Genomic DNA, 21,141 nt, shown 5'->3' with positions numbered 1-21,141 from the left:
CGACTACAAACTGGCTTACAAACTGGCTAGGGCACTGCGGATGTGCGCGAGGATTCGCGACGCTGAGGTGGGCGCGGGCTGCGGCCCGGGATCGACGGCCGACAGGCTCGCCGCGCGGGTATGGACGAACGCCGCGGCGCCGGCGGCTTCACCGGCGGGCAGGCCGGCGGCCAGCAGCGCGCCGATCACGCCCGACAGCACGTCACCGGATCCCGCTGTGGCGGCCCATGACTCGCGGGCGGGGCTGAGGCAGACCTGTCCGCCAGGTTCGGCGATGACCGTGACGTTGCCCTTGAGCAGCACCGTGGCGCCGAGCCTTTCGGCCAGCGCCCGGGTAGCGCCGACGCGGTCGTCTCCCGGCGGGGAACCGGCTAGCCGCGCGAATTCGCCTGCGTGCGGGGTTAATACGGTCGGTGCGGTACGTTCGGCGACGATCTCGGGATGGGCGGCGACGATGGTCAGCGCATCGGCGTCGACGATCACCGGCAGCTCAGTCTGCAGGGCGAACCACAACGCGGAGGCGCCGGCGTCGTCGGTGCCCAGCCCGGGGCCGACCACCCACGCCTGCACCCGGCCGGCCGCGCTGACGCTGGGTGTGGCGATGACCTCCGGCCAGTGTGAAAGCACTTGTTGCCCAGCGGTTCCGGCGTAGCGCACCATGCCCGACGTCGCGGCCACCGCGGCCCCGGTGCACAACACGGCCGCGCCTGGGTAGGTCGCCGATCCGGCCAGCACCCCGGTCACGCCCTGCGTGTACTTGTCGTCGCTGGCCCCGGGCACCGGCCAGCGTGCCTTGACGTCCGCGGCCTCCATCTCGAACATGTCCGGGGGCGGTAGGTCCAGACCGATGTCGACCAGCTCGACGCGGCCGCAATCGGCCAACGCGTGAGCGGGTTTGAGGCCGCCGAAGGTGACGGTCAGCTTGGCGGTGACGTGCGCGCCTTCGGTGGCCCCGGTGTGCACGTCGACGCCACTGGGGATGTCGACCGCGACGACCGGGATGCCTGCGGCGTCGACCGCGGCGAACACCTCCGCGGCGTTGGGGCGCAGCGGTCCGGACCCGGATATCCCGACGATGCCGTCGATCACCAGATCGGTTGTCACCGGCACGCTTTGCACGATGCGGCCCCCGGCGCCGGTGAACGCCGCCAGCGCCTCGGCATGGGTGCGGTCCGGGTTCATCAGCACCGCCGTCACCGTCGCGCCGCGCCTTCTCAGGAAGGCCGCGGCCCACAGCGCGTCGCCGCCGTTGTCGCCGGAGCCGACGACCGCGCAGACGCTGCGGCCGGCAACGGCGCCGGTGATCGCGCCGAGCTCACGCGCGATCGCGGTGGATAGACCGTAGGCTGCGCGACGCATCAGGGCACCGTCGGGCAGGGAAGCCAACAGCGGAGCTTCGGCCGCGCGGATCGCATCAGCCGAGTAGTAGTACCGCATCACCGCTCAGCCTACGTCGGTCCTGGCTGCACATGGTCAGTTTCGACGGGCGGCGTCGTCCCAGAACGCGCTCGCGCGGTCGGCGATCTCGGCCGCGTACTCTCCGTTGATGGCATGTGAGGCGTCCGGCCACAGTTCGACCTGAACGCGCGGCAACAGGTTTCGTGCCCGTGCGGCGGCGCGGACGGCGTCGTGCATGACGCTGCGGCCCCCGAGGAGCGCCAGCACCGGGATGTCCAGTGAGCGCAACTGCTCGTCGGTGATCATCTTGGGCATCGCCTTGCGCATCGCGTACTCAGAGGATCCGGCGGAGATCAGTGCGGCCTCGGGCAGCGAGTCGTCGACCTCGGCGCCGCCGGAGATCCAGCTGAGCACCCATCTGCGCAGCCGGTTCGGAACCCCCGGCATGAACAACGCGGGCGACGCCAGCACCGCCTTGACCGCGACCGGAGCGAACGTGAACACCGGATCCAACAGCACCAGCGAGGCGGCCCGCCCGGGTCGGCGAACCGCATAGTTGACCGCAGTCCAGCCGCCGATCGACACGCCCATGAAATGCACCCGGTCCAGGTTCAGCGCCGCCAGCGTGTCGTCGAGCCACTGCGCCTCGTCGTCAGGTCCGGTGATCGGATTGTGCTGCACCGACATTCCGGCCTCACCAAGCAGGTCGACACCGAGCAGGGGGTGGCGGCCCAGCAGGGTGTCGATGTTGGTGCGCCACATCGGTGTCGAGGCGTTGCGACCAGGTAACAGCATGACCGGTGGGGCGTCGGCCGCACCGTTGAACCGGTACACCCGGACCGTACCGAACTGCGTTGGTACATCGTGGGTTTCACTGACCGGCGCGAGCTCGGCCATCGCCTTCTGGTACACCTCGAGGAAGCGCGCGCGGGCTCGCTCGCTCTTGAAGTGTCCGACCGCCACTACTCGACGGTGACCGACTTGGCCAGGTTGCGCGGCTTGTCGACGTCGTAGCCGCGGGCCTGCGCGACCCCCGCGGCGAACACCTGCAGCGGGATGGTCGACAGCAGCGGCTGAAACAGCGTCGACACCGGCGGGATCTCGATCAGGTGGTCGGCGTACGGGCGGACCGTGTCGTCGCCTTCTTCGGCGATCACGATGGTGATCGCGCCGCGCGCCTGGATCTCGCGGATGTTCGACAGCAGCTTGGCGTGCAGCATCGGTGCGTTCTTCGGCGACGGCATCACCACGATGACCGGCAGATCGTCCTCGATCAGCGCGATGGGACCGTGCTTGAGCTCGCCTGCGGCGAAGCCCTCGGCGTGCATGTAGGCGAGTTCTTTGAGCTTGAGCGCACCCTCGAGCGCCACCGGGTAACCGACGTGGCGGCCGAGGAACAGAACGGTGTGCGACTGCGCGAATCGGTGGGCCAGTTGACGAACCGGTTCCATCAGGTTCAGCACCCGAGACACCAGTTCGGGCATGGCTTCCAGCTCGCGGTACTCGCGCTCCACCTCGTCCGGATACTTGGTGCCGCGGGCCTGCGCAAGTGCCAGTCCGACAAGGTAATTGGCGGCGATCTGCGCCAGGAACGTCTTGGTGGACGCGACGCCGATCTCCGGTCCGGCGCGGGTGTAGAGCACCGCGTCGCATTCCCGGGGGATCTGGCTGCCGTTGGTGTTACAGATAGCCAGCACCTTGGCCTTCTGCTCCTTGGCGTGCCGCACCGCCTCCAGCGTGTCGGCAGTCTCGCCGGACTGTGAGATCGCCACGACGAGCGTGTGGCGGTCCAAAACCGGGTCGCGGTAGCGGAATTCGCTGGCCAACTCGGCTTCGACGGGCAGCCGGGTCCAATGTTCGATCGCGTACTTGGCGAGCAGTCCGGAGTGGAACGCGGTACCGCAGGCCACCACGAAGACCTTATCGATCTCGCGCAGCTCCTGATCGGACAGCCGTTGCTCGTCGAGCACGATGCGCCCGTCGGTGAAATGCCCGAGCAGCGTGTCGGACACCGCGGCGGGTTGTTCGGCGATCTCCTTGAGCATGAAGTACTCGTAGCCGCCTTTTTCGGCGGCCGACATGTCCCAGTCGATATGGAACGAGCGGGCACTTGCGCTGTCGTCCTCGCCGTTGAAGTCGGTGATGCGGTAGCCGCCTGCGGTGACCACCACCGCCTGGTCCTGGCCCAGCTCGACGGCCTCGCGGGTGTGTTCGATGAACGCCGCCACATCCGATCCGACGAACATCTCGCCGTCACCCACGCCGAGGACCAGCGGTGTGGACCGTCGCGCGGCGACGATCGTGCCCGGCTCGTCGGCGTTGGCGAACACCAACGTGAAGTGGCCCTCGAGCCGGCGCAGTACGGCGAGCGCCGACGCCGCGAAGTCGCCCGCCGTCGGGCCGTGCTGGTACTGCCACGACACCAGGTGGACGGCGACCTCGGTGTCGGTGTCGCTGGCGAACTCCACTCCGGTGTGCTCGAGTTCGGCGCGAAGCGCGGAGTAGTTCTCGATGATGCCGTTGTGGACGACGGCGAACTTGCCGGTGCGGTCGCGGTGCGGATGGGCGTTGCGGTCAGTGGGTCGGCCGTGGGTGGCCCAGCGGGTGTGGCCGAGGCCGGTGGTGCCAGTCAGGCCGTCCGATCCGGTCGCGCTGAGCTCGGCCTCCAGGTTGGCCAGCCGCCCGGCCCGCCGACGCACGGTCAGCCCGCCCTGGCCGTCCAACAAGGCGACCCCCGAGGAGTCGTACCCGCGGTACTCCATCCGGCGCAGCGCGTCGACGACGATGTCACAGGCAGGGCGTTGCCCCACGTAGCCGACGATTCCGCACATAGCCATAAAGGGTAGTGCAAGAGCTCCGTCACACCCGCTGCGCTACGGTTCGGTGGTGGCCAGCACGAAGAAGCTCTTCACCGCGTTGACCAGGCGCGGTCCGCACCGCGTTTTGCGAGGTGACCTGGCATTTGCCGGTCTCCCCGGCGTCGTGTTCACCCCGGAATCCGGCATGAACCTACCCGGGGTGGCGTTCGGTCACGATTGGGTGGCCAAGGCCGACCGCTACCACGGCACGTTGGAACATCTGGCGTCCTGGGGCATCGTCGCCGCGGCGCCCGACACCGAGACCGGCTTGGCGCCGTCGGTGCTCAATTTCGCGTTTGACCTGGGCACGACGCTGGACATCATCACCGGCGTGCGGTTGGGCCCGGGCAAGATCAGCGTCCATCCGACCAAGCTCGGCGTCGTCGGACACGGTTTCGGTGGTTCCGCGGCGGTGTTCACCGCGGCCGGGATGCCGGCCGGACCCAACGCTCCGAAAGCCGTCGTCGCGGCATTTCCCAGCGTCACCCGTCCCGCAGCGGAGGAGCCGGCCGCGTCGCTGGCGGTGCCCGGCCTGGTGCTGACCGCCCCGGGCGACCCGATGACGCTGCGGTCCAACGCGGTGGAGCTGAGCCGGGTGTGGAAGTCGGCCACGCTGCGGACGGTGAACAAGGCCAAGGCGGGCGGGATCATCGAGGGCCGTCGGTTGGCTCGTGTGGTGGGTCTGCCCGGGGCCGATCGCAGCACCCAGAAGGTGGTGCGGGCGTTGATGACGGGCTATCTGCTGCACCTGTTGACCGGCGACAAGACCTACCGTGACTTCGCCGACCCTGAGGCCGCGCTGCCTAAGTCGCCGGCTGTCGACCCGTTCTCCGATGACCCGGTGGATCTGCAGGACAAGGTCATCGCCCTTTTGAAGCCCTAGGAGCCATTCGCAGTGCGCACCGGCATCTTCCTCAGTTACGCCGACTCTTTTCTCGACGCCGTCGACGAAGTCGTCGAGTTGGAGAGAATCGGCGTCGACCTCGCCCTGGTGGCCGAGGCCTACTCCTACGACGCGATCAGCCAACTGGGCTTTTTGGCCGCGAAGACATCTCGGATCGAGTTGGGTACCGGCGTCGTTCCGATCTACATTCGCACGCCCACCTTGCTGGCGATGACGGCGGCGGGCCTCGATTACGTTTCCGGCGGCCGGTTCCGGTTGGGCATCGGCACCTCGGGCCCGCAGGTGATGGAGGGTTTTCACGGGGTGCCGTTCGACGCGCCGTTGGGCCGCACCCGCGAGGTCGTCGAGATCTGCAGGCAGGTCTGGCGTCGCGAAAGGGTGCAGTTCGACGGGAAGCACTACCAGATCCCGTTGCCTGCATCGCAGGGCACCGGGCTGGGCAAGCCGCTTCATCTGATCAATCACCCTGTGCGCGATCGTATTCCGGTGACGATCGCGGCGCTGGGTCCCAAGAATGTGGAGCTGACCGCGGAGATCGCCGAGGGGTGGCAGCCGGTGTTCTTCTACCCGGAGAAGGCGGAGGAGGTGTGGGGACCTTCGCTGACGGCGGGGTTCGCCAAACGGGATGCCGCGCTGGGACCGTTGGATGTGATGGCGAGCGCGACGCTGGCGATCGGTGACGATGTCGATGACCGGTTGGCCTGGGCCAAGCCACAACTGGCGCTATACATCGGCGGCATGGGAGCGCGCGGCCGCAATTTCTACCACAATTTGGCGACCCGCTACGGGTACGGCGAGGTGGCCGATCACATCCAGGACCTCTACCTCGCGGGCAAGAAGACCGAAGCGATCAATGCGGTGCCCGACGAGTTGGTGCGCCAGGTGTCGCTGGTGGGGCCGCGAGGGTTCGTCAAGGAACGGTTGGCCGCCTATGCCGAGGCCGGTGTGACGACGATGTTGCTGCATCCACTCGGCGTCGATAAGCGCGAATCGGTGCGTTTCGTCGAGGAATTGCAGTCGCTGCTGCCGTAGCCGATTAAACGAATTGGGCGACCTGCCTGTAGAGTGGTGCCCAGCGGCATCTTCTGTTCTGCCTTTTGTCGCTTCTCGATCGTCATACCGAGCGCCGCGGAATCTTCCGCGCCGGGCAGGACGACCATCCTCACTTTCGGAGTTTCCTACTTGTCTGTTCAAAACACCTGTGGCACAGGCGTGCCCACCTTCGCTGACCTCGGCCTGTCTGAGGCTGTCATCAGCGTTCTCGCCGCCAACGGCGCCGAGTCCCCGTTTCCGATCCAGGCAGCGACGCTGCCGGACTCACTGGCGGGCCGTGACGTGCTCGGCCGTGGCCGGACCGGATCCGGTAAGACCTACGCGTTTCTGTTGCCGATGGTGACGAGGCTCACTACCCATCGCACCAAGCGGGTTTCCGGTCGTCCGAGGGCGCTCATCCTCGCGCCCACACGCGAACTCGTCGCGCAGATCGCGGCGTCGTTGGCGCCGCTGGCCGCCGAGACGGGCTTGCGCACGGTGACGATCTTCGGCGGTGTCGGACCCCAGCCGCAGATTTCGAAGCTGCGTGCGGGCGTCGACGTCGTGATCGCATGCCCCGGACGTCTGGAAGACCATGTGAAATCGGGCCATGCCGATTTGTCCGCCGTCGAGATCTCGATACTCGACGAGGCCGACCACATGGCCGATCTGGGGTTCCTGCCGCCCGTGAAGCGGCTGCTGGATAAGACGCCGCGAAACGGGCAACGGATGTTGTTCTCCGCCACGCTCGATGGCGGGGTCGACGTGCTGGTCAAGCGTTACCTCAACAACCCTGTGGTGCACAGCGTGGATTCGGTGGAGGCGCCGGTCACCGCGATGGAACACCACGTGTTGCATGTCGAGAAGGCTGCGCGCATCAACGTGCTGACCGACCTTGCGGCATCGCCCGGTCGGACGATCGTTTTTTCGCGCACCAAGCACGGCGCTAAAGCTCTTACACGCCAGTTGAATTCGCGAGGTGTGCCGGCGGTCGAGTTGCACGGCAACTTGTCTCAGAATGCCCGCACCCGCAATCTCGCGGCATTCTCTGATGGTTCGGCGACCGTGATGGTCGCGACGGACATCGCGGCGCGGGGAATTCACGTCGATGACGTGAACCTCGTCGTACACGCCGATCCCCCGGTCGAACACAAGGCGTACCTGCATCGGTCCGGTCGCACGGCGCGCGCCGGAGCCGACGGCACGGTGGTGACGCTGATGCTCGACGACCAAGTCTCCGACGTGCGACAGCTCGTCCGCAAAGCGGGTGTGAAGCCGACGATCACGCGGTTCAGCGGTGCATCGCACCCGGTGTTACGTGAGATTGCGCCGGGCGAACGCACGTTCTCGAAGCCGCTGGTACTCAGCCGGCCGGAGCCCACGGCGCCTCAGCGGCCGCGTCGGCGTCGGTCGTCGCGTCGCAGGCGCCCCGCCGGAGCTGCGGTGTGATCGGCCTGCAACACAGCCTGGCCGGCCCCGCCGCACCTTGCCCTCGCGGCTGAACCCCATCTGCGCTCGCCGAGATTCGCCGTCGCGCCGGATGACCTGCGACGACAATCTTGTCGTACCCCTCTGGCAGTATCGAACGTATGTTCGAAGGATTTCGGTCGGTCGACGATGCGGGGTTGGTCGCTGAGATCCAGGCGTGCGCGCGTTTCGAGGCTGCCATTGCGGCGCGGCGGTTTGCCGCGACCGGTGAGCTGGCCGCGCGGTCCCGTGAATCGTATGAGGAGCGCGAGCACTGGGTGGTCGATGGGTGGGATTGCGCGGCCGCCGAGGTGGCCGCGGCGATGGGTATCAGCCGCTATCGGGCCGGGCAACAGATGGCGGTCGGGTTGGCGTTGCGTAACCGACTGCCCAAGGTCGCCGCACTTTTTAGTCAGGGCTTGATCAGCGCGCAGGTGATTTCCACGATCACCTGGCGCACCCATTTGGTCCTTGAGGATGAGCCGTTGGCGCGGGTGGATGCTGAGATCGCCCAGCGGGCGTCCTCGTGGGGAGCCTTGGGCCAGGAGCGGCTGGAGTTGGCCGTCGATGCGGTGGTGGAGACCCATGACCCGGATGCGCGGCGGCGTTTTCGCGACGCCGCGCGCAAATGTGATGTGCAGGTAGGCAAGCCCGATGATGACACCGGCACGGCGTCGTTGTACGGGCGGCTTTCGGCCACTGACGCGAAGTTGTTGATGCAGTGTCTGGAACAGATGGTCGCTGGGCTATGTGCTGGCGATCCGCGCAGTGTGGGTCAGCGGCGCGCGGCGGCGTTGGGGGCGTTGGCCGCTGGGGCCGATCGCCTCACATGCCAATGCGGCAGCCCGCAATGCCCCTGGACCAACAAAGACGACCCGCGTGCGGCCGCGTTCGTCATCCACGTGCTCACCGACACCGTCCCGACCGCCGAAACCCCGGCCACCACCTCTGCGGAGCGCTCCCACGACACCCGCACCGACGCCGATCCCGAACCTCCGAAACCGGAGGTTCCCGCAGCTGACACCGCGGAAACAAAGCCGGTGCTCGACGAGTCAACCTCGCAGCCGGAAGCCGAGCCGGGCGATGAGGAGCCGCGGGCCAAATCGACACCCAAGGCCAATCTGTGGGTGCCCAACCAGTCCGGTAATTCGGGGTCGGCGGCGGTGATCGTCGGTGGTGGGGTGATTCCGCCGGCGTTGCTGGCCGAGCTGGTCGCCAACGGCGCCAAAGTACAGAGCGTGTATCGCCCGGAGGCGACAGCAGGCGAGCCGCGCTATCGGCCGTCGCGGGCTTGTGAGCGCTTCGTGTGCCTGCGCGATATGACGTGTCGCTTCCCCGGGTGTGACCGCCCGGCCGAGTGCTGCGATCTCGACCACACCACGCCGTATCCGGGCGGACCCACGCATCCGTCAAACATCAAGTGCCTATGCCGTTTTCATCATTTGTTGAAGACGTTTTGCGGTTGGCGTGACCAACAATGCCCCGACGGCACCATCATCTGGACCGCGCCCAGCGGCCACACCTATCGCACCCATCCCACCAGCAAGCTGTACTTCCCGTACTGGGACACCACCACCGCTGAGCTGCCACCACCGTCCAACGCACCCCCGCCCTCGGCGCAACGCGCCCTGAAGATGCCACGACGACGACGCACCCGCGCCGCCGAAAACGAAGCACGCATCACCGCCGAACGCGAATTCAACGCGATGAGGCCGCCGCCGAATTACTGAGCGTTGTCGATTGCCTTCGGCTGGCGGCAATCTCACCGAGCAGTGCGACGACGACGCCGATCGCGAGATATAACCGGTCCAGCCACGGTCCGACTCCGACAAACCATCGGAGTCGTCGTGGTAGGCGAACAGACCGGCTTTGGCGGGCACGATTTCGACCGCTGGGCCGATGACGGCGCCAAGCGCACCACAGGCCGGCACCAGAAGTGCGCGGTGTACCAGCGCGGTCGTGATGTAGGTGCCAACTACTGCCGCGACCCCCGCGACACCCTGCCGCACCGTGACGTCGGTCCGCGGTCGAGGGACGTGCAAGCGGATAGTTCCCGTATGCGCAATCTCACGCTCGGACCTACCGTGTCGAGTTTGCGCCCACGGCTGTGATCACAGCGCCCGGTTACTCCCCTACCTGCGGCAGTTCGTGGGCGGCTATCTCGCACGGAGTGCCCGCTCCTGGTGGCGGCTCAGGTGATGCAGGCGCCGGTGGCTCTGCAATGGACGGTGGCGTCGGCTCCGGCGCGGCCTCCACGGCAGCTTCGTCCGCGAGCACCTCATCCTGTTGCGGCACGGGCTCTTCCGGAGGTGGCTCACAAACAGTATTGGGTTCGTCGGCCGCGCCTTCCTCCGCTTCCGCGTCATCGAGTTCTTCACCTTCGTCCAGCTCCGGCTCATCCAGCTCCGGCTCATCCAGCTCCGGCGCGTCGAGTTCGGGCTCCTCGAGCTCGGGTACTTCGGCTCCCACATTGTCGACCGACCCCAACAGACCGCCCAATGTCTCACCCAGCTGCTGGGCGAATCCCGAAAGCCCGCTACCCATTTCCCCCAGTCCCCCACCGCCGAGCGACGGCATCGGAGGCGGAGCCAGCGCAGGCGCCGTCGCTGCGGGATCAACCGGCGCCGCAGCAGCGGTCGGCGCCACGGCAGGCGGGGCCAAAGCGGGTGCCGAAGCCGGCGCCGCAGCAAGAGGCGGCGACGAGCCAACCGGCGCAGGCGCATTCCACGCTGTCGGCGCGGTGGTCGCGACCGTCTGAGCCGGCGACGCGCCGATCTCCGAAGGCGGCGTCCACGTCGGCCCCAGATCACCCGGCACGGCGAACACCGCATCACCCTCCGAGACAAGCTCAGCGGTCACCGCATCGTATGCCGCCTCGATCGCATCAACAGCGGCATGCATCGCCGCCACCCATTCTCCGCCGACCACGTTGGCGACAAACGGTTTTACCTCTTGGTCTATCAGCTCGCTGGCCACCGCGCGGTCGCCGGCGCCGGTTGTCACGGTCTGAGCCGCCGCCAGCCAATCCGGACGCTGCACCTGATCATCGACGGCCAAAACGGTCGCAACCTTGCCGTCGACGGCCTGCCACAGCTTGTCCCGCAACTCGGCCAGGCCATGCGCTGCGGTACGCACCGCCGCCGCCGCCACCGCCGACGCCTCACCATGGCGGCGCAGGAATTCTCGCGCCGCATCAGCGCCCCGACCATGCCACGCCGCGGTCAGCGCAACCCGTTGATCGTCCTGACGCACGAGCGCCTCCGCCGCCGTCGTCGCTGCCGACTGTAGCGCCGCGCAATCGGCGTCCAGCGCCGCCAGGTTCAATCCCTCCTCGCTGGCGTACCGCTCACGCACCTGTGCCGCGGCCGTCGTGAGATCCGGATGCTCATATCCGAGCATCCGGCATGCCCACACATAGGTTTGCACGGCCTCCACAGCCGGCATGCCCTCAGCCAATCGCGAAGCGACATCGAAGACCATGGCTCAACCCACTCGCCTGCCGGCGCGCGCGTCGGCCTCCACGTAGCGGTCCGCCGAAATCCGCAACACGGCGGCGATTTCACTGCACGCACGCGACCACTGCCGTAGCTGGTGCACAACTTGCTCCAGCCCATCGCGTACAGCGTCACCCCGAGCGACATACTCCCGACCCGCCGTCGCTCCGTCGAAGCTCAGACCGGCCAGATGCGTACGCACCGCGCCGTCGAGTAGATCGGCCACTGACTGATACTGGTCTGCCACACCGAGCAGCGCCACGACATCGACACCCGCGGCGTCAGGTTGTCCCATATAGGTTTGGACGCAGCGGGGGCGCTTTCGGTTCCATCCTCAGCGCGCGGCGCTGACCTGCTCGGCCACCCGCACCGCCAACTGCCGCGCGGTGTCCTCGTCGGCCGCTTCCACCATCACCCGAACGACTTGCTCAGTTCCCGAGGGCCGCAACAAGATTCGGCCGGTATCGCCTAGCTCGGCTTCCGCCTGCGCGACGGCGGTGCGCACCGACGGCGCGTCGGCCACGGTCGCCTTGTCCGTCACCTCCACGTTGATCAGCACTTGGGGCAGCGTCTTCATCGGCTCGGCCAGCGTCGCAAGCGGTTTGCGGGTCTGCGCCATCCGCGACATCAACCGCAAAGCGGTGACGATACCGTCGCCCGTGGTGCCCAACGTCGGCATGACGATGTGACCGGACTGCTCACCGCCGAGTGAGAACTCCCCTGCCCGCAGTTCCTCGAGCACATAGCGGTCGCCGACGCTGGTGGTGCGCACGTTCACGCCCGCCGCGCGCATCGCCAGATGCAACCCGAGGTTGCTCATCACGGTGGTGACCAGCGTGTTGGACGCCAGCTCACCGGCTTCCTGCATCGCAAGCGCCAAGATCACCATGATCGCGTCGCCGTCGACGATGCGGCCGCTGGCGTCGACGGCCAGGCACCGGTCGGCGTCGCCGTCGTGCGCGATCCCCAGATCCGCGCGGTGGGACACCACCGCGGATTGCAGGGCTTCCATGTGCGTTGAACCGCAGCGGTCGTTGATGTTGAGGCCGTCGGGCGCGGAGTTGATCGCGACGACGTCGGCGCCGGCAGCCCGGTAGGCCTGTGGGGCTGCGGTCGAGGCGGCACCGTGGGCGCAGTCGACGACGACGGTCAGCCCGTCGAGTCGGGTGGTGACCGCCTTTCCGGTGTGCCGCAGGTAGCGGTCGAGGGCGTCCTCGGCGTCGACGACACGGCCGATGCTCGCGCCGACGGGTCGCTCGCCGGGACCCTGATGGACCAGTTCCTCGATCCGGTCCTCGGTGGCGTCGTCGAGTTTGTGGCCGCCGGGTCCGAAGATCTTGATGCCGTTGTCGGGCATCGGGTTGTGCGACGCGCTGATCATCACGCCGAAGTCGGCGTCGTATGCGCCCGTTAGGTACGCCACGGCCGGCGTCGGCAGCACGCCGACCCGCAGCGCGTCGACGCCCTCGCTGGTCAGGCCCGCGATCACCGCCGCTTCCAGCATCTCGCCGCTGGCCCGTGGGTCGCGGCCGACGACGGCGACCCGACGAGCATGACCGCCGACGCTACCCAGCCGGCGAGCTGCCGCCGAGCTCAGCGCCAACGCCAATTCCGCGGTCAGCGCCTGGTTGGCCACCCCGCGAACGCCGTCGGTGCCGAACAGTCGAGCCATGCCGACAAACTTCTCACAGATGCCGCCCGAAAAACCAACTGGCGAAGGTGCCGCCCGTGCCGCCACCGAATCGGTATCCAACCGCGACCCGAAACGACGCACCGCCCGCGTCCGAACAACCGGATACGGGCGGTGGACGCTGACTATTTAGTTCTAGCCTTCAGCGGGCTGCTCGGCGGGAGCCTCTGCGGCGCCCGGCGCGGTCTCAGCCTGTCCCGGGGCGCTCTCGGCCTGTCCCGGAGCCACCTCGGCCTGGCCGGGGGCGTTCTCCGACTGTCCCGGGCCGCCCGGCTGGATGTTCACCGAGCCGAGGTTGTTCGTGCAGACGACCTGCTCGGTGCCGTTGTTCAGAACGGATTCGGTGACCGAGTTCACCTCAGCGACCTCGACGTCGCAGAGCGCGGCCGCGATCTGCGCTGCATCGGTCACTGCCACGTTCTCGAGCACACCTGCGGTGCCGATGGCCACGTTGACCCGGTCGTTGTTGTTCTGGGCATCGTCCGGCTGCGCGGTGGCGACACCGAGCCCGGCAGTGAACAGCAGCGAGCCGCCCATCAGGGCGCCTGCAGCAGCGTTTCTAACGACGTTCCTCATCAAATGCTCCTTTGTCGATAGGCGGCAGTGATCCGGCTCGCCCACAAGGTCCGCGCGGCCGCGATGGCAGGAATGGCCCGCCAGCGCACAAGAGGCGCCCCTGCCGCCCGGACGGGATTTCCCGCACTCACCGTGCGACCAAACACGAATTTCGTGAAAGATGCCGTCCGGGCAGGTCCCGGGCACCGATTTAGGCCCGACACGACCCACCGCCCGCATCGAGAGGATGCGGGCGGTGAGGTTGGGGCGTCGTTTAGTTATTCGGGCCGCCCGGGGTCGGGTTACCGGGAGCCTGTGCGGGGCCGCCGCCAGGCGCCTGACCTGACTGACCAGGAGTACCGGCGTTCTGCGTCAGCGTTATCTCGCCACCGGGCACATCGCAGACGGTCTCAGAGGGAGCCGTTCCGCTGTCGACGGCCTCAGCCAGCACATTGACGCTGCCGATGTCGGCGACGTCGCAGATGGCTGCCGCGACGGTCGCCGCGACGCCGACATTCACGTCCTCGAGGATCGTGACGTCACCGACACCCACGTTGACGAGACCGTCCTGGACATTGAGCGGTTGTGCGCCCGCCAGGCCCAAGCCAGCGGTGAACAGTAGTGATCCGCCGATCAAAGCGCCCGTGGACGCTCTCTTCACGATGTTCCGCATCAGATATTCCCTTCTGTCAGGAAGCAGCGGATCCGGCCCCCGACACGCGATCCGCCGCAGTGGCAGGTTTGCCTGCCTGGCGGAAGGCCCTCTGCTTCCGAACAGACGGGTTACACGATCACGGGGGAAGTCAAACCAAAATTTAAGAATCAGAGCGTCATTCGCGCGTATAATGCGTCGCGCTAATTAACTGGGAGGTAAAGGCGATTCGCTCGGCCGCAGCTGAGGACTCAATCACACATCGTTCCGTACCCCGGCGAACGTTACTGGCATAAAGAAAACCGCCGGGCTCGCGATGCGAACCCGGCGGCTTTACAAACAATCGATCAGCGCTTGCTGTACTGAGGCGCCTTGCGGGCCTTCTTGAGGCCGTACTTCTTGCGCTCGATTTCCCGGGGGTCCCGGGTCAGGAAGCCGGCCTTCTTCAGCGCAGGCCGGTCCTCGGGCTGCACGAGGATCAGCGCCCGCGCAAGCGCCAGGCGCAGCGCGCCGGCCTGGCCGGACGGGCCGCCACCGTCGAGGTGGGCGTAGACGTCGAAGCTCTCCAGCCGATCCACGGTCACCAGCGGGGCCTTGATCAGCTGCTGGTGCACCTTGTTCGGGAAGTAAGCCTCGAGGCTGCGTCCGTCGAGGTTGAACTGGCCGGTGCCGGGCACCAGACGCACCCGCACCACAGCCTCCTTGCGGCGGCCTACGGTCTGGACGGGGCGGTCGAACACCACGGGCTCACGCGGGGCGGCCTCGGTCTCGGCCACAGTCCCGGCGGCCTCGGTGGTGTCGCTGTCTGGGGTCGTCTCAACTGACTCGGTCACTGGGCCACCTGCTTGATCTCGTACGGAATCGGCTGCTGGGCGGTGTGCGGATGATCCGGCCCGACGTAGACGCGCAGCTTCTTCTTGATCTGGCGGCCCAACTTGGTGTGGGGGATCATGCCGAGGATCGCCTTCTCGACGACCCGATCCGCGTGCTTTTCCATCTCGTCACCGAGCGACCGCCTGCGCAGGCCACCGGGGTAACCCGAGTGGCGGTAGAAAAACGTGCGGTCGGCCTTGTTGCCGCTGATCGCGATCTTTTCGGCGTTGATGACGATGACGAAGTCGCCACCGTCGACATTCGGCGTGAATGTCGGCTTGTGCTTGCCGCGCAACAGATTCGCTGCCGCGACGGCGAGCCGGCCGAGCACCACGTCGGTGGCGTCGATGACGTACCACGAGCGCGTGGTGTCACCCGCCTTCGGCGTGTACGTAGGCACAGCGCATACCTCTCTTCTCGGGTTACCTGGTGCCGGTCAGGGCGGTTGCGGTGGGAAACCCTCGGCGACCGACATTGACCCGAGGCCCGGCGTTCCGCACGCCAACGAGGCAGCTTACCCGCGAGCGTCGTCGCAGGTCAAAACGTACTGTGCGGTCCCGCCCGGCTCCCCTCCAAGGCGGGACCGCACAGTGTCCCGGCGGGGCTAGGCGCCCCAGGCGTTGGCGGCGGTGCGGTCGGTGGCCGCGACGTCATCCGCGCCGTCACGAACCGCATTGCCCAGGTTGAACAGGATGTCGTTGAGCGCCCCGGCCGCCTGCTCCCAGCGGCTCTGCTCGACGCGGTAGGCCTGCGCGGCCTCACGTGTCCAGACCTGCTGCAGCGGCGCGATCTGGGCGCGCAGATCGTCGAGCGCCGCGTTCAGCCGCGCTGACGTGGCATGGATCTCCTGCCGAACCGTGTACTCGATCTCACCGAAGTTGTACGCAAGCGTGTGGTCCATGGCTCACAACTCCGTGCCGACGGCGCCGAGCCGCTGGGAGTGGCTCTCGCTGGCGTGGACCAGCGTCTGCCGGTTCTGCCGGATGGTCTCGGCGATCCGCGCGAGCGCAGTGTGCAGCTTGAGCGATTCGGTGTTCCACCGGTCCACCACCTCCCTGAACCGGGTGGCGGCCACACCGCCCCACACCGACGGCGGCACGCTGCTCATCCGCCCGATGAACGACTGCAGAAACGCCCGGATCTCGTCGTTGCGCGCATCGGTCTTGTCGGCGACCGCGGCCATCAGGTCGAAGTCGGTGGTCAGTGCACCGCCTGCAGGTGTGGTCATGGGCTTCCTTTCATCGTGCCGTTATCAAGTTGGACGCAGCGGCGGCCCGTTCGGTTCCATCGTCCGGGCAACTTTTTTCAGTGCACCGCGTGGGCGCTGCGGATCGCCTGGTCGCACGCCTTACGCACCAGATGCTCCTGTCCTGTCGGGCTCTGGCAGCCGATCGCGATGCGCACGATCCCGTCGACCAGCACCGCCCAGGCGACCGTGTGATCTTGTCGCACTTCTCGATATGTCACCGCGTTGCGGTCGGCGCGGTGATCGGCGGCATTGAAATCGACGAAGACGCCGGGGGTTTCGGCGTCGAGCGCCGCCCGCAGCATGGTTGCCGTCACCTCGAGACGTTCGTCGGGCACCGCGATCGACTGCGTCAGGTGCACGGCGACATCGCCACGCGATGGGGACGCGATCTGCACCCGCGCAGATCCCGGACCGGTGGTGACATGTTGCACGGTCCAGTCGGCAGGCACCACCATGCCCACCCGGCCCTCCACCAACCACGCTGTCGGCGAACCTCCAGTAGTTCCGCCGAGCAGGGCCGCCGCCGCTATGGCAGCCGCGCCGACGAGGACCACCGCCACCCAGGGGCGACGTCCGCGACGCGCCTTGGCAGGCGGGGCAGCGATTCGCCTGGACCGCAACACTTCCCGTCGCAGCGCGTCCTCGTCGACCTCAACGACCTCGATTCCGTCGCGCCGCAGCCGGCCGACGATCGTGGCGTCCGGGGCGTCGATGAGCACGACGGGCGACGCGCCGACCGCCGAGACGACCGCCTCCGCCGTCGCGGCCGCGTCGCCGTGATGTGCGACGACGATTGCGCGCGCATTGGGATGGGTGACGACGACGAGGTCACCTGCCAACTCGACGATCGTCGGTCGCCGCGGAGCGGCCACTGCGCACAGCAGTTCGGTGCGCGGTAAAACGACGACGTCTTCGGCGACGGCCTGGGCCGCCTCGCGCACCCGGTCAGTGCGCGCCGACGGCCACCACGTCGGGCAGATCACCACCAGCGTGCCGGCCTCCTCACCGGCGGCCGTCCGCATGACATCCTGCCACAGTTCCTGCACCGCCACCGGTCGGTCGTCCAGCAGTGCGATGTCGTCGTCGATGCACTCCAGTGCCGTCGAAACCCATTCGAACGGAATGCTATTGGGGCCGCGGATGCGGCGGGGTCCGACCTCGAGAACGGTTTCGGTCACGGTGGCTCGACCCAGGCGACCTGGATGAGCTGATGCGCATCGGCGCGGGTGATCAGCGTGGCCCTGCCCGGCGGTAACGGTGCCGGCCGAACCGCGCCGAGCAGCACACCCTCCTCCGGGTCCGCGCTCAACATCAGCCCGGTGCAACCCGGTTCGCGCAGCCGGGCCAGTACCGGGTCGAACATCGCCCGCGCCGCACCGCTGGACCGTCGTGCAACGATGACGTGCAGACCCAGATCCTTGGCGTGCGGCAGCAGGTCGGCAAGCGGTGTCAACGGGTTTCCGGTCGAGGTGGCGACCAGGTCGTAATCGTCGACGAAGACGTAGATCTGCGGGCCCGACCACCACGACCTTTCCCGCAACTGTTGCTGGGTGACGTTCTCCCCCGGCATTCGTCCCTCCAACCGCGACAACAGCGACCGCATGCGCGATGCGAGCACCGCCGAGGACGCCGCATATCCGGCGAGGTGCTGCGTTTCCACGACGCCGAGCAGCGTGCGGCGAAAGTCGACGATCTCGATCTGTGCTTCCTCGGGGCTGGCGCCGCCGATGATCTGCTGACACAGCAGGCGCAGCACCGACGTCTTACCCGACTCGGCTTCACCCAGCACCAGCAAATGTGGCTGCGCGGCAAGATCGAGTGTTACCGGCTGCAATTCACGCTCGCCCATGCCGATGAGAACGTGCGGCGGCATTGGAGGTGCCTTCGTCCGCGTGATGAGATCAGCCAGCTTGATGCGGCCGGGCAGCAGTTCCACCGTCGGTGCGCGGCGTCCGCCGTAGCGGCGCTGCAACCGCTCGACCCCGTCCCAGCGGGGCAGCGCAAGCAGCATTTCTTTACCGTCGGCCGTGAGACCGCGCCCTGGCCCCGCCGCACTGAGTTGGCGGGCGAGCTTGCGGTCCATCTCCGATTCGGCAGGCTCGCCGAGCCGCAACTCGATGCGCGTCGCGATCTGATCTTTGAGCCCGGGCCGCAACTCGGGCCAGCGCGAAGCCGTCACGACGACGTGGACACCGAACGAGAGACCGTTCGCGGCAAGGGCGGTGATCGGCGCCTCGAGCGTGTCGAACTCCTGGCGCAAGGTGGCCCAGCCATCGACGATGAGGAAGACGTCGCCGACCGGATCCGCCTTCGCGATAGTGTCACCGGCGGCGCGTCGGGCCCGGTCCTCCCTGGCGCGGACGATGGACTGCATGACCGCGACCGTGCGACGGCACAGATCGACATCCCGTCGTCCGGCCACTGATCCCATGTGCGGCAGATCGCGCAATGACGACAGGGTTCCGCCGCCGAAATCCAGGCAGTAGAAGCCGACCTCGGCCGGATCGTTGGCCTCCGCCAGCGCCAGGATCATCGTGTGCAGCGCCGTGGACTTACCGGACCGCGGCGCCCCGACGATCGCCACGTTGCCCGCGGCGCCGGACAGGTCAACGGCCAGCACATCGTGACGTTGCTCAAACGGCCGGTCCACCAACCCGATCGGGACCTTCAGCCCACGAACCCCGCTGGAGAGGAGCCGCTCGAGTGGCGGCGAGGTGGTCAGGGGCGGCAACCACACTTGGTGTGCGGCGGTGCCGCGGCCGCCGACGCGGTCCAATACCGTGTCCAGCACGGTGCGTTCTTCCCGCGGTGTCGGGTTCTTTGCCGCGGTGGGCAGAAGGACCGGTGCCGCGGTGAACGGTCGCGGCAGCAGCGGTTGCTCGCAATCGGCGCCGGGCGCGGCGGTGATGCCGGATACGAACGCGGTCTGAAACCGGGTCAGATCCCCCGCTGCGGTCTTCAGATACGCCGCGCCGGGACTGCCCGGCAGGTGGTAGGCGTCGGGCAACCCCAGCACCGCGCGCGATTCGCCGGCCGAGAACGTCTTGAGGCAGACCCGGTAGGAGAGGTGGGTTTCCAGACCGCGTAACCGGCCTTCGTCGAGGCGCTGGCTGGCCAGCAGCAGGTGCATACCCAGCGAGCGGCCGAGTCGGCCGATCGCCACGAACAGCTCAGCGAAGTCGGGGTGTTGGCTCAACAGTTCGGAGAACTCGTCGACGACGATGAACAAGGCGGGCAACGGCGGGTGTGCTGCCCCTTGTGTTCGGGCGCGCTCGTAGTCGGCGATATTCGCGAATCCGCCTGCGGCCCGCAACAACTCCTGGCGCCGGTGCATCTCGCCGGCCAACGCATCGCTCATTCGGCTGACCAGGTGCGCCTCGTCGGCGAGGTTGGTGATGATCGCCGCGACGTGCCGCGCCCGCTCCATTCCAAGGAATGTCGCGCCGCCCTTGAAGTCCACCAGCACCAGGTTCAGCACCTCGGGTGAATGGGCCGCGATGGCGCCGAGGACCAGCGTGCGCAGGAACTCCGATTTGCCCGAACCGGTTGCGCCCACGCACAACCCGTGTGGGCCCATACCGTTGCGCGCGGCCTCGTTGATGTCGAGTCGCACCGGCGATCCGTCCTGTGCGACGCCGATGGGGATGGGCATGATGCGCCCGCTTCGGGTCGACGCCCATCGCCGCTCAGGGTCGATGCGGTGCGGATCGTCGATGCCCATCAGCTCCAACCAGTCGCGGGCCGCGTTCGGGCCCGCCTGGGAGTCACTGAGGCGATACCGCGCCAACCGTCGTGCACACGTCGCGGCCTGGCTCCGCGTCAACGAATCAACCCGCGACATACCGTCGACCGGCAACCGCAACCCGGTCACGCTGAGCGTCGCGCCGGCCGCCACGACGGTGACCGACCCGTCGAGCGGAACCCGGTCGAACCCGGCCGTCGGCGCGCCGTCGACGATCACCACGGCCCAGCGTGACGTCACCGCCTCCACCGCCTCCCGGAGGCTGCCGTAGACCAGTCGCTGCGGGCCGACGGCGTCGACCTCGCGGTGATGCTGATGGTGTGGCAGCCATTTCAGCCACTCCCACTGGTGACGGGTATCCGGACCGACCACCGCGGCGACGGCGAGAACGTCGGGTCCGTGGGCCACCGCAAGCTGGCAGACCATCGCCCGGATCAACGCGCGGGCGGCGTCGACGTCGCACTCGACAGTTACCGCGGCGTGCTCGGGTAGTGCCACGACGACGGGCACCTCGGCGAGCATCGACCGCTGCTCGATCAACCGGTGCATCGCGTCCACGGTGACGGGGTCGTGCTGATCGGACGGCCCGAGCGGCGGCGCCACCAACACGGTGCTCAGCGGCTGATCGCCGATCCCGACCCGCACGTGGCCGAAGTCCGCGTCGTGTCGGCGACGCTCCCACATCCGCGGGCCGCCCACCAGCGTCCACAGCGCTGAAGGGTCAGGGTGGCTTTGCCACAGCGAAAGGTGCTGGGCCTCGGCGGCTTGCGCGATCGTGGCGTCGAGCGTGTCGAGGTAGCGCAGGTAGCTCTTGCGGCCCTCGTTGATCTCGGCGGAGCGGTTGGCGCCGCGCGCGCCGTAGGCGACGGTGCCGAGCACCGATACCAGCATCATCACCGGGAAGAACAGAAACACCGGGTTGCGGGCAGACGCCGCACCGGACGTGAAATAGAAGGCCATCATCCCGACGGCGGCCACCAGCATCGCGAGGGGCATCAGCCGGGTAAGCGGGTTCACCGGAACCACCTTGGGCACCGGCGGCGGGGCCTCGACAGCCAGCTCACCGGACACCGTCGGCGGCACCGAAAGTCGTGCTTCGCGGACGAATTCCATCAAACAGTTGGACGCTGGGAACGGTGTTTCGGTTCCATCCACAGCGCACAGAATTGGCGCGCGAACGCACCCGGCAGCGGGGTTACGGTGACTGCGGGCGGGAAAATTCCGGGG

General features: G+C 67.7%; 18 protein-coding genes. 4 read left to right on the top strand and 14 right to left on the bottom strand.

Features of this window, described 5'->3' with window-relative positions:
* Positions 1-15: 15 nt before the first annotated feature.
* Genes ABQE44_RS04640 through glmS form a run of 3 tightly spaced genes read right to left on the bottom strand, consistent with a single transcriptional unit; the run spans position 16 to position 4,229 of the window.
* A complete protein-coding gene (locus tag ABQE44_RS04640; protein ID WP_448392879.1) occupies positions 16-1,437 on the bottom strand; it encodes an NAD(P)H-hydrate dehydratase in 1,422 nt (473 codons plus the stop codon).
* A gap of 36 nt (positions 1,438-1,473) precedes the next feature.
* A complete protein-coding gene (locus ABQE44_RS04635; RefSeq protein WP_448392878.1) occupies positions 1,474-2,361 on the bottom strand; it encodes an alpha/beta fold hydrolase in 888 nt (295 codons plus the stop codon).
* A complete protein-coding gene (gene glmS / locus ABQE44_RS04630; protein ID WP_448428517.1) occupies positions 2,361-4,229 on the bottom strand; it encodes a glutamine--fructose-6-phosphate transaminase (isomerizing) in 1,869 nt (622 codons plus the stop codon). Before glmS ends, ABQE44_RS04635 begins: the two co-directional genes overlap by 1 nt.
* A 55-nt stretch (positions 4,230-4,284) precedes the next feature.
* Between glmS and ABQE44_RS04625 the strand changes: the two genes are divergently transcribed.
* The 4 genes from ABQE44_RS04625 (at position 4,285) to ABQE44_RS04610 (ending at position 9,389) form a co-directional block, all read left to right on the top strand.
* The gene (locus ABQE44_RS04625) at positions 4,285-5,139 is read left to right on the top strand and encodes a dienelactone hydrolase family protein (protein WP_448428515.1); all 855 of its coding nucleotides are present in this window, start codon (positions 4,285-4,287) and stop codon (positions 5,137-5,139) included.
* Between the two features lie 12 nt (positions 5,140-5,151).
* Positions 5,152-6,192 (top strand): LLM class F420-dependent oxidoreductase, encoded by a 1,041-nt coding sequence (locus ABQE44_RS04620; protein WP_448392875.1) that lies wholly within the window; start codon positions 5,152-5,154, stop codon positions 6,190-6,192.
* A 180-nt stretch (positions 6,193-6,372) separates the two neighbouring features.
* Positions 6,373-7,641 (top strand): DEAD/DEAH box helicase, encoded by a 1,269-nt coding sequence (locus tag ABQE44_RS04615; protein WP_448428513.1) that lies wholly within the window; start codon positions 6,373-6,375, stop codon positions 7,639-7,641.
* 140 nt (positions 7,642-7,781) lie between these two features.
* Positions 7,782-9,389, top strand: coding sequence for an HNH endonuclease signature motif containing protein (locus tag ABQE44_RS04610; protein ID WP_448428511.1), 1,608 nt, complete (start codon positions 7,782-7,784; stop codon positions 9,387-9,389).
* 394 nt (positions 9,390-9,783) lie between these two features.
* Here ABQE44_RS04610 and ABQE44_RS04605 read toward each other — a convergent pair whose 3' ends face one another.
* From ABQE44_RS04605 to eccCa, 11 genes are all read right to left on the bottom strand, one after another.
* Positions 9,784-11,103 carry a hypothetical protein gene (locus ABQE44_RS04605; RefSeq protein ID WP_448428509.1) on the bottom strand — a complete coding sequence of 440 codons (1,320 nt, stop codon included), beginning with the start codon at positions 11,101-11,103 and terminating at the stop codon, positions 9,784-9,786.
* A 39-nt stretch (positions 11,104-11,142) separates the two neighbouring features.
* Entirely contained in the window at positions 11,143-11,448 is a 306-nt protein-coding gene (locus ABQE44_RS04600; protein ID WP_448392871.1) for a DUF7162 family protein, read from the bottom strand.
* Positions 11,449-11,487: 39 nt separating this feature from the next.
* On the bottom strand, positions 11,488-12,825 hold the full coding sequence (gene glmM, locus ABQE44_RS04595) for a phosphoglucosamine mutase (protein ID WP_448428507.1): 1,338 nt from the start codon (positions 12,823-12,825) through the stop codon (positions 11,488-11,490).
* Positions 12,826-12,978: 153 nt separating this feature from the next.
* The gene (locus tag ABQE44_RS04590; RefSeq protein WP_448428505.1) at positions 12,979-13,419 is read right to left on the bottom strand and encodes a hypothetical protein; all 441 of its coding nucleotides are present in this window, start codon (positions 13,417-13,419) and stop codon (positions 12,979-12,981) included.
* Positions 13,420-13,672: 253 nt separating this feature from the next.
* Positions 13,673-14,071: a hypothetical protein gene (locus tag ABQE44_RS04585; RefSeq protein ID WP_448392868.1), complete on the bottom strand. Its 399-nt coding sequence runs from the start codon at positions 14,069-14,071 to the stop codon at positions 13,673-13,675.
* A 326-nt stretch (positions 14,072-14,397) separates the two neighbouring features.
* Positions 14,398-14,883 (bottom strand): 30S ribosomal protein S9, encoded by a 486-nt coding sequence (rpsI, locus tag ABQE44_RS04580; protein WP_448392867.1) that lies wholly within the window; start codon positions 14,881-14,883, stop codon positions 14,398-14,400.
* Positions 14,880-15,323, bottom strand: coding sequence for a 50S ribosomal protein L13 (gene rplM / locus ABQE44_RS04575; protein ID WP_448392866.1), 444 nt, complete (start codon positions 15,321-15,323; stop codon positions 14,880-14,882). The genes rpsI and rplM overlap by 4 nt, the downstream gene beginning before the upstream one ends.
* A gap of 204 nt (positions 15,324-15,527) precedes the next feature.
* Positions 15,528-15,824: a WXG100 family type VII secretion target gene (locus tag ABQE44_RS04570; protein ID WP_448392865.1), complete on the bottom strand. Its 297-nt coding sequence runs from the start codon at positions 15,822-15,824 to the stop codon at positions 15,528-15,530.
* A 3-nt stretch (positions 15,825-15,827) separates the two neighbouring features.
* Positions 15,828-16,151 (bottom strand): WXG100 family type VII secretion target, encoded by a 324-nt coding sequence (locus tag ABQE44_RS04565; protein WP_448392864.1) that lies wholly within the window; start codon positions 16,149-16,151, stop codon positions 15,828-15,830.
* Between the two features lie 77 nt (positions 16,152-16,228).
* Positions 16,229-17,350 (bottom strand): type VII secretion-associated protein, encoded by a 1,122-nt coding sequence (locus ABQE44_RS04560; protein ID WP_448428503.1) that lies wholly within the window; start codon positions 17,348-17,350, stop codon positions 16,229-16,231.
* Positions 17,347-21,027 (bottom strand): type VII secretion protein EccCa, encoded by a 3,681-nt coding sequence (eccCa, locus tag ABQE44_RS04555; RefSeq protein WP_448428501.1) that lies wholly within the window; start codon positions 21,025-21,027, stop codon positions 17,347-17,349. Before eccCa ends, ABQE44_RS04560 begins: the two co-directional genes overlap by 4 nt.
* Positions 21,028-21,141 lie beyond the last annotated feature (114 nt).

The organism is Mycolicibacterium sp. XJ2546, from assembly GCF_053483195.1.
This window is presented reverse-complemented; position numbering and strand designations above follow the sequence as displayed.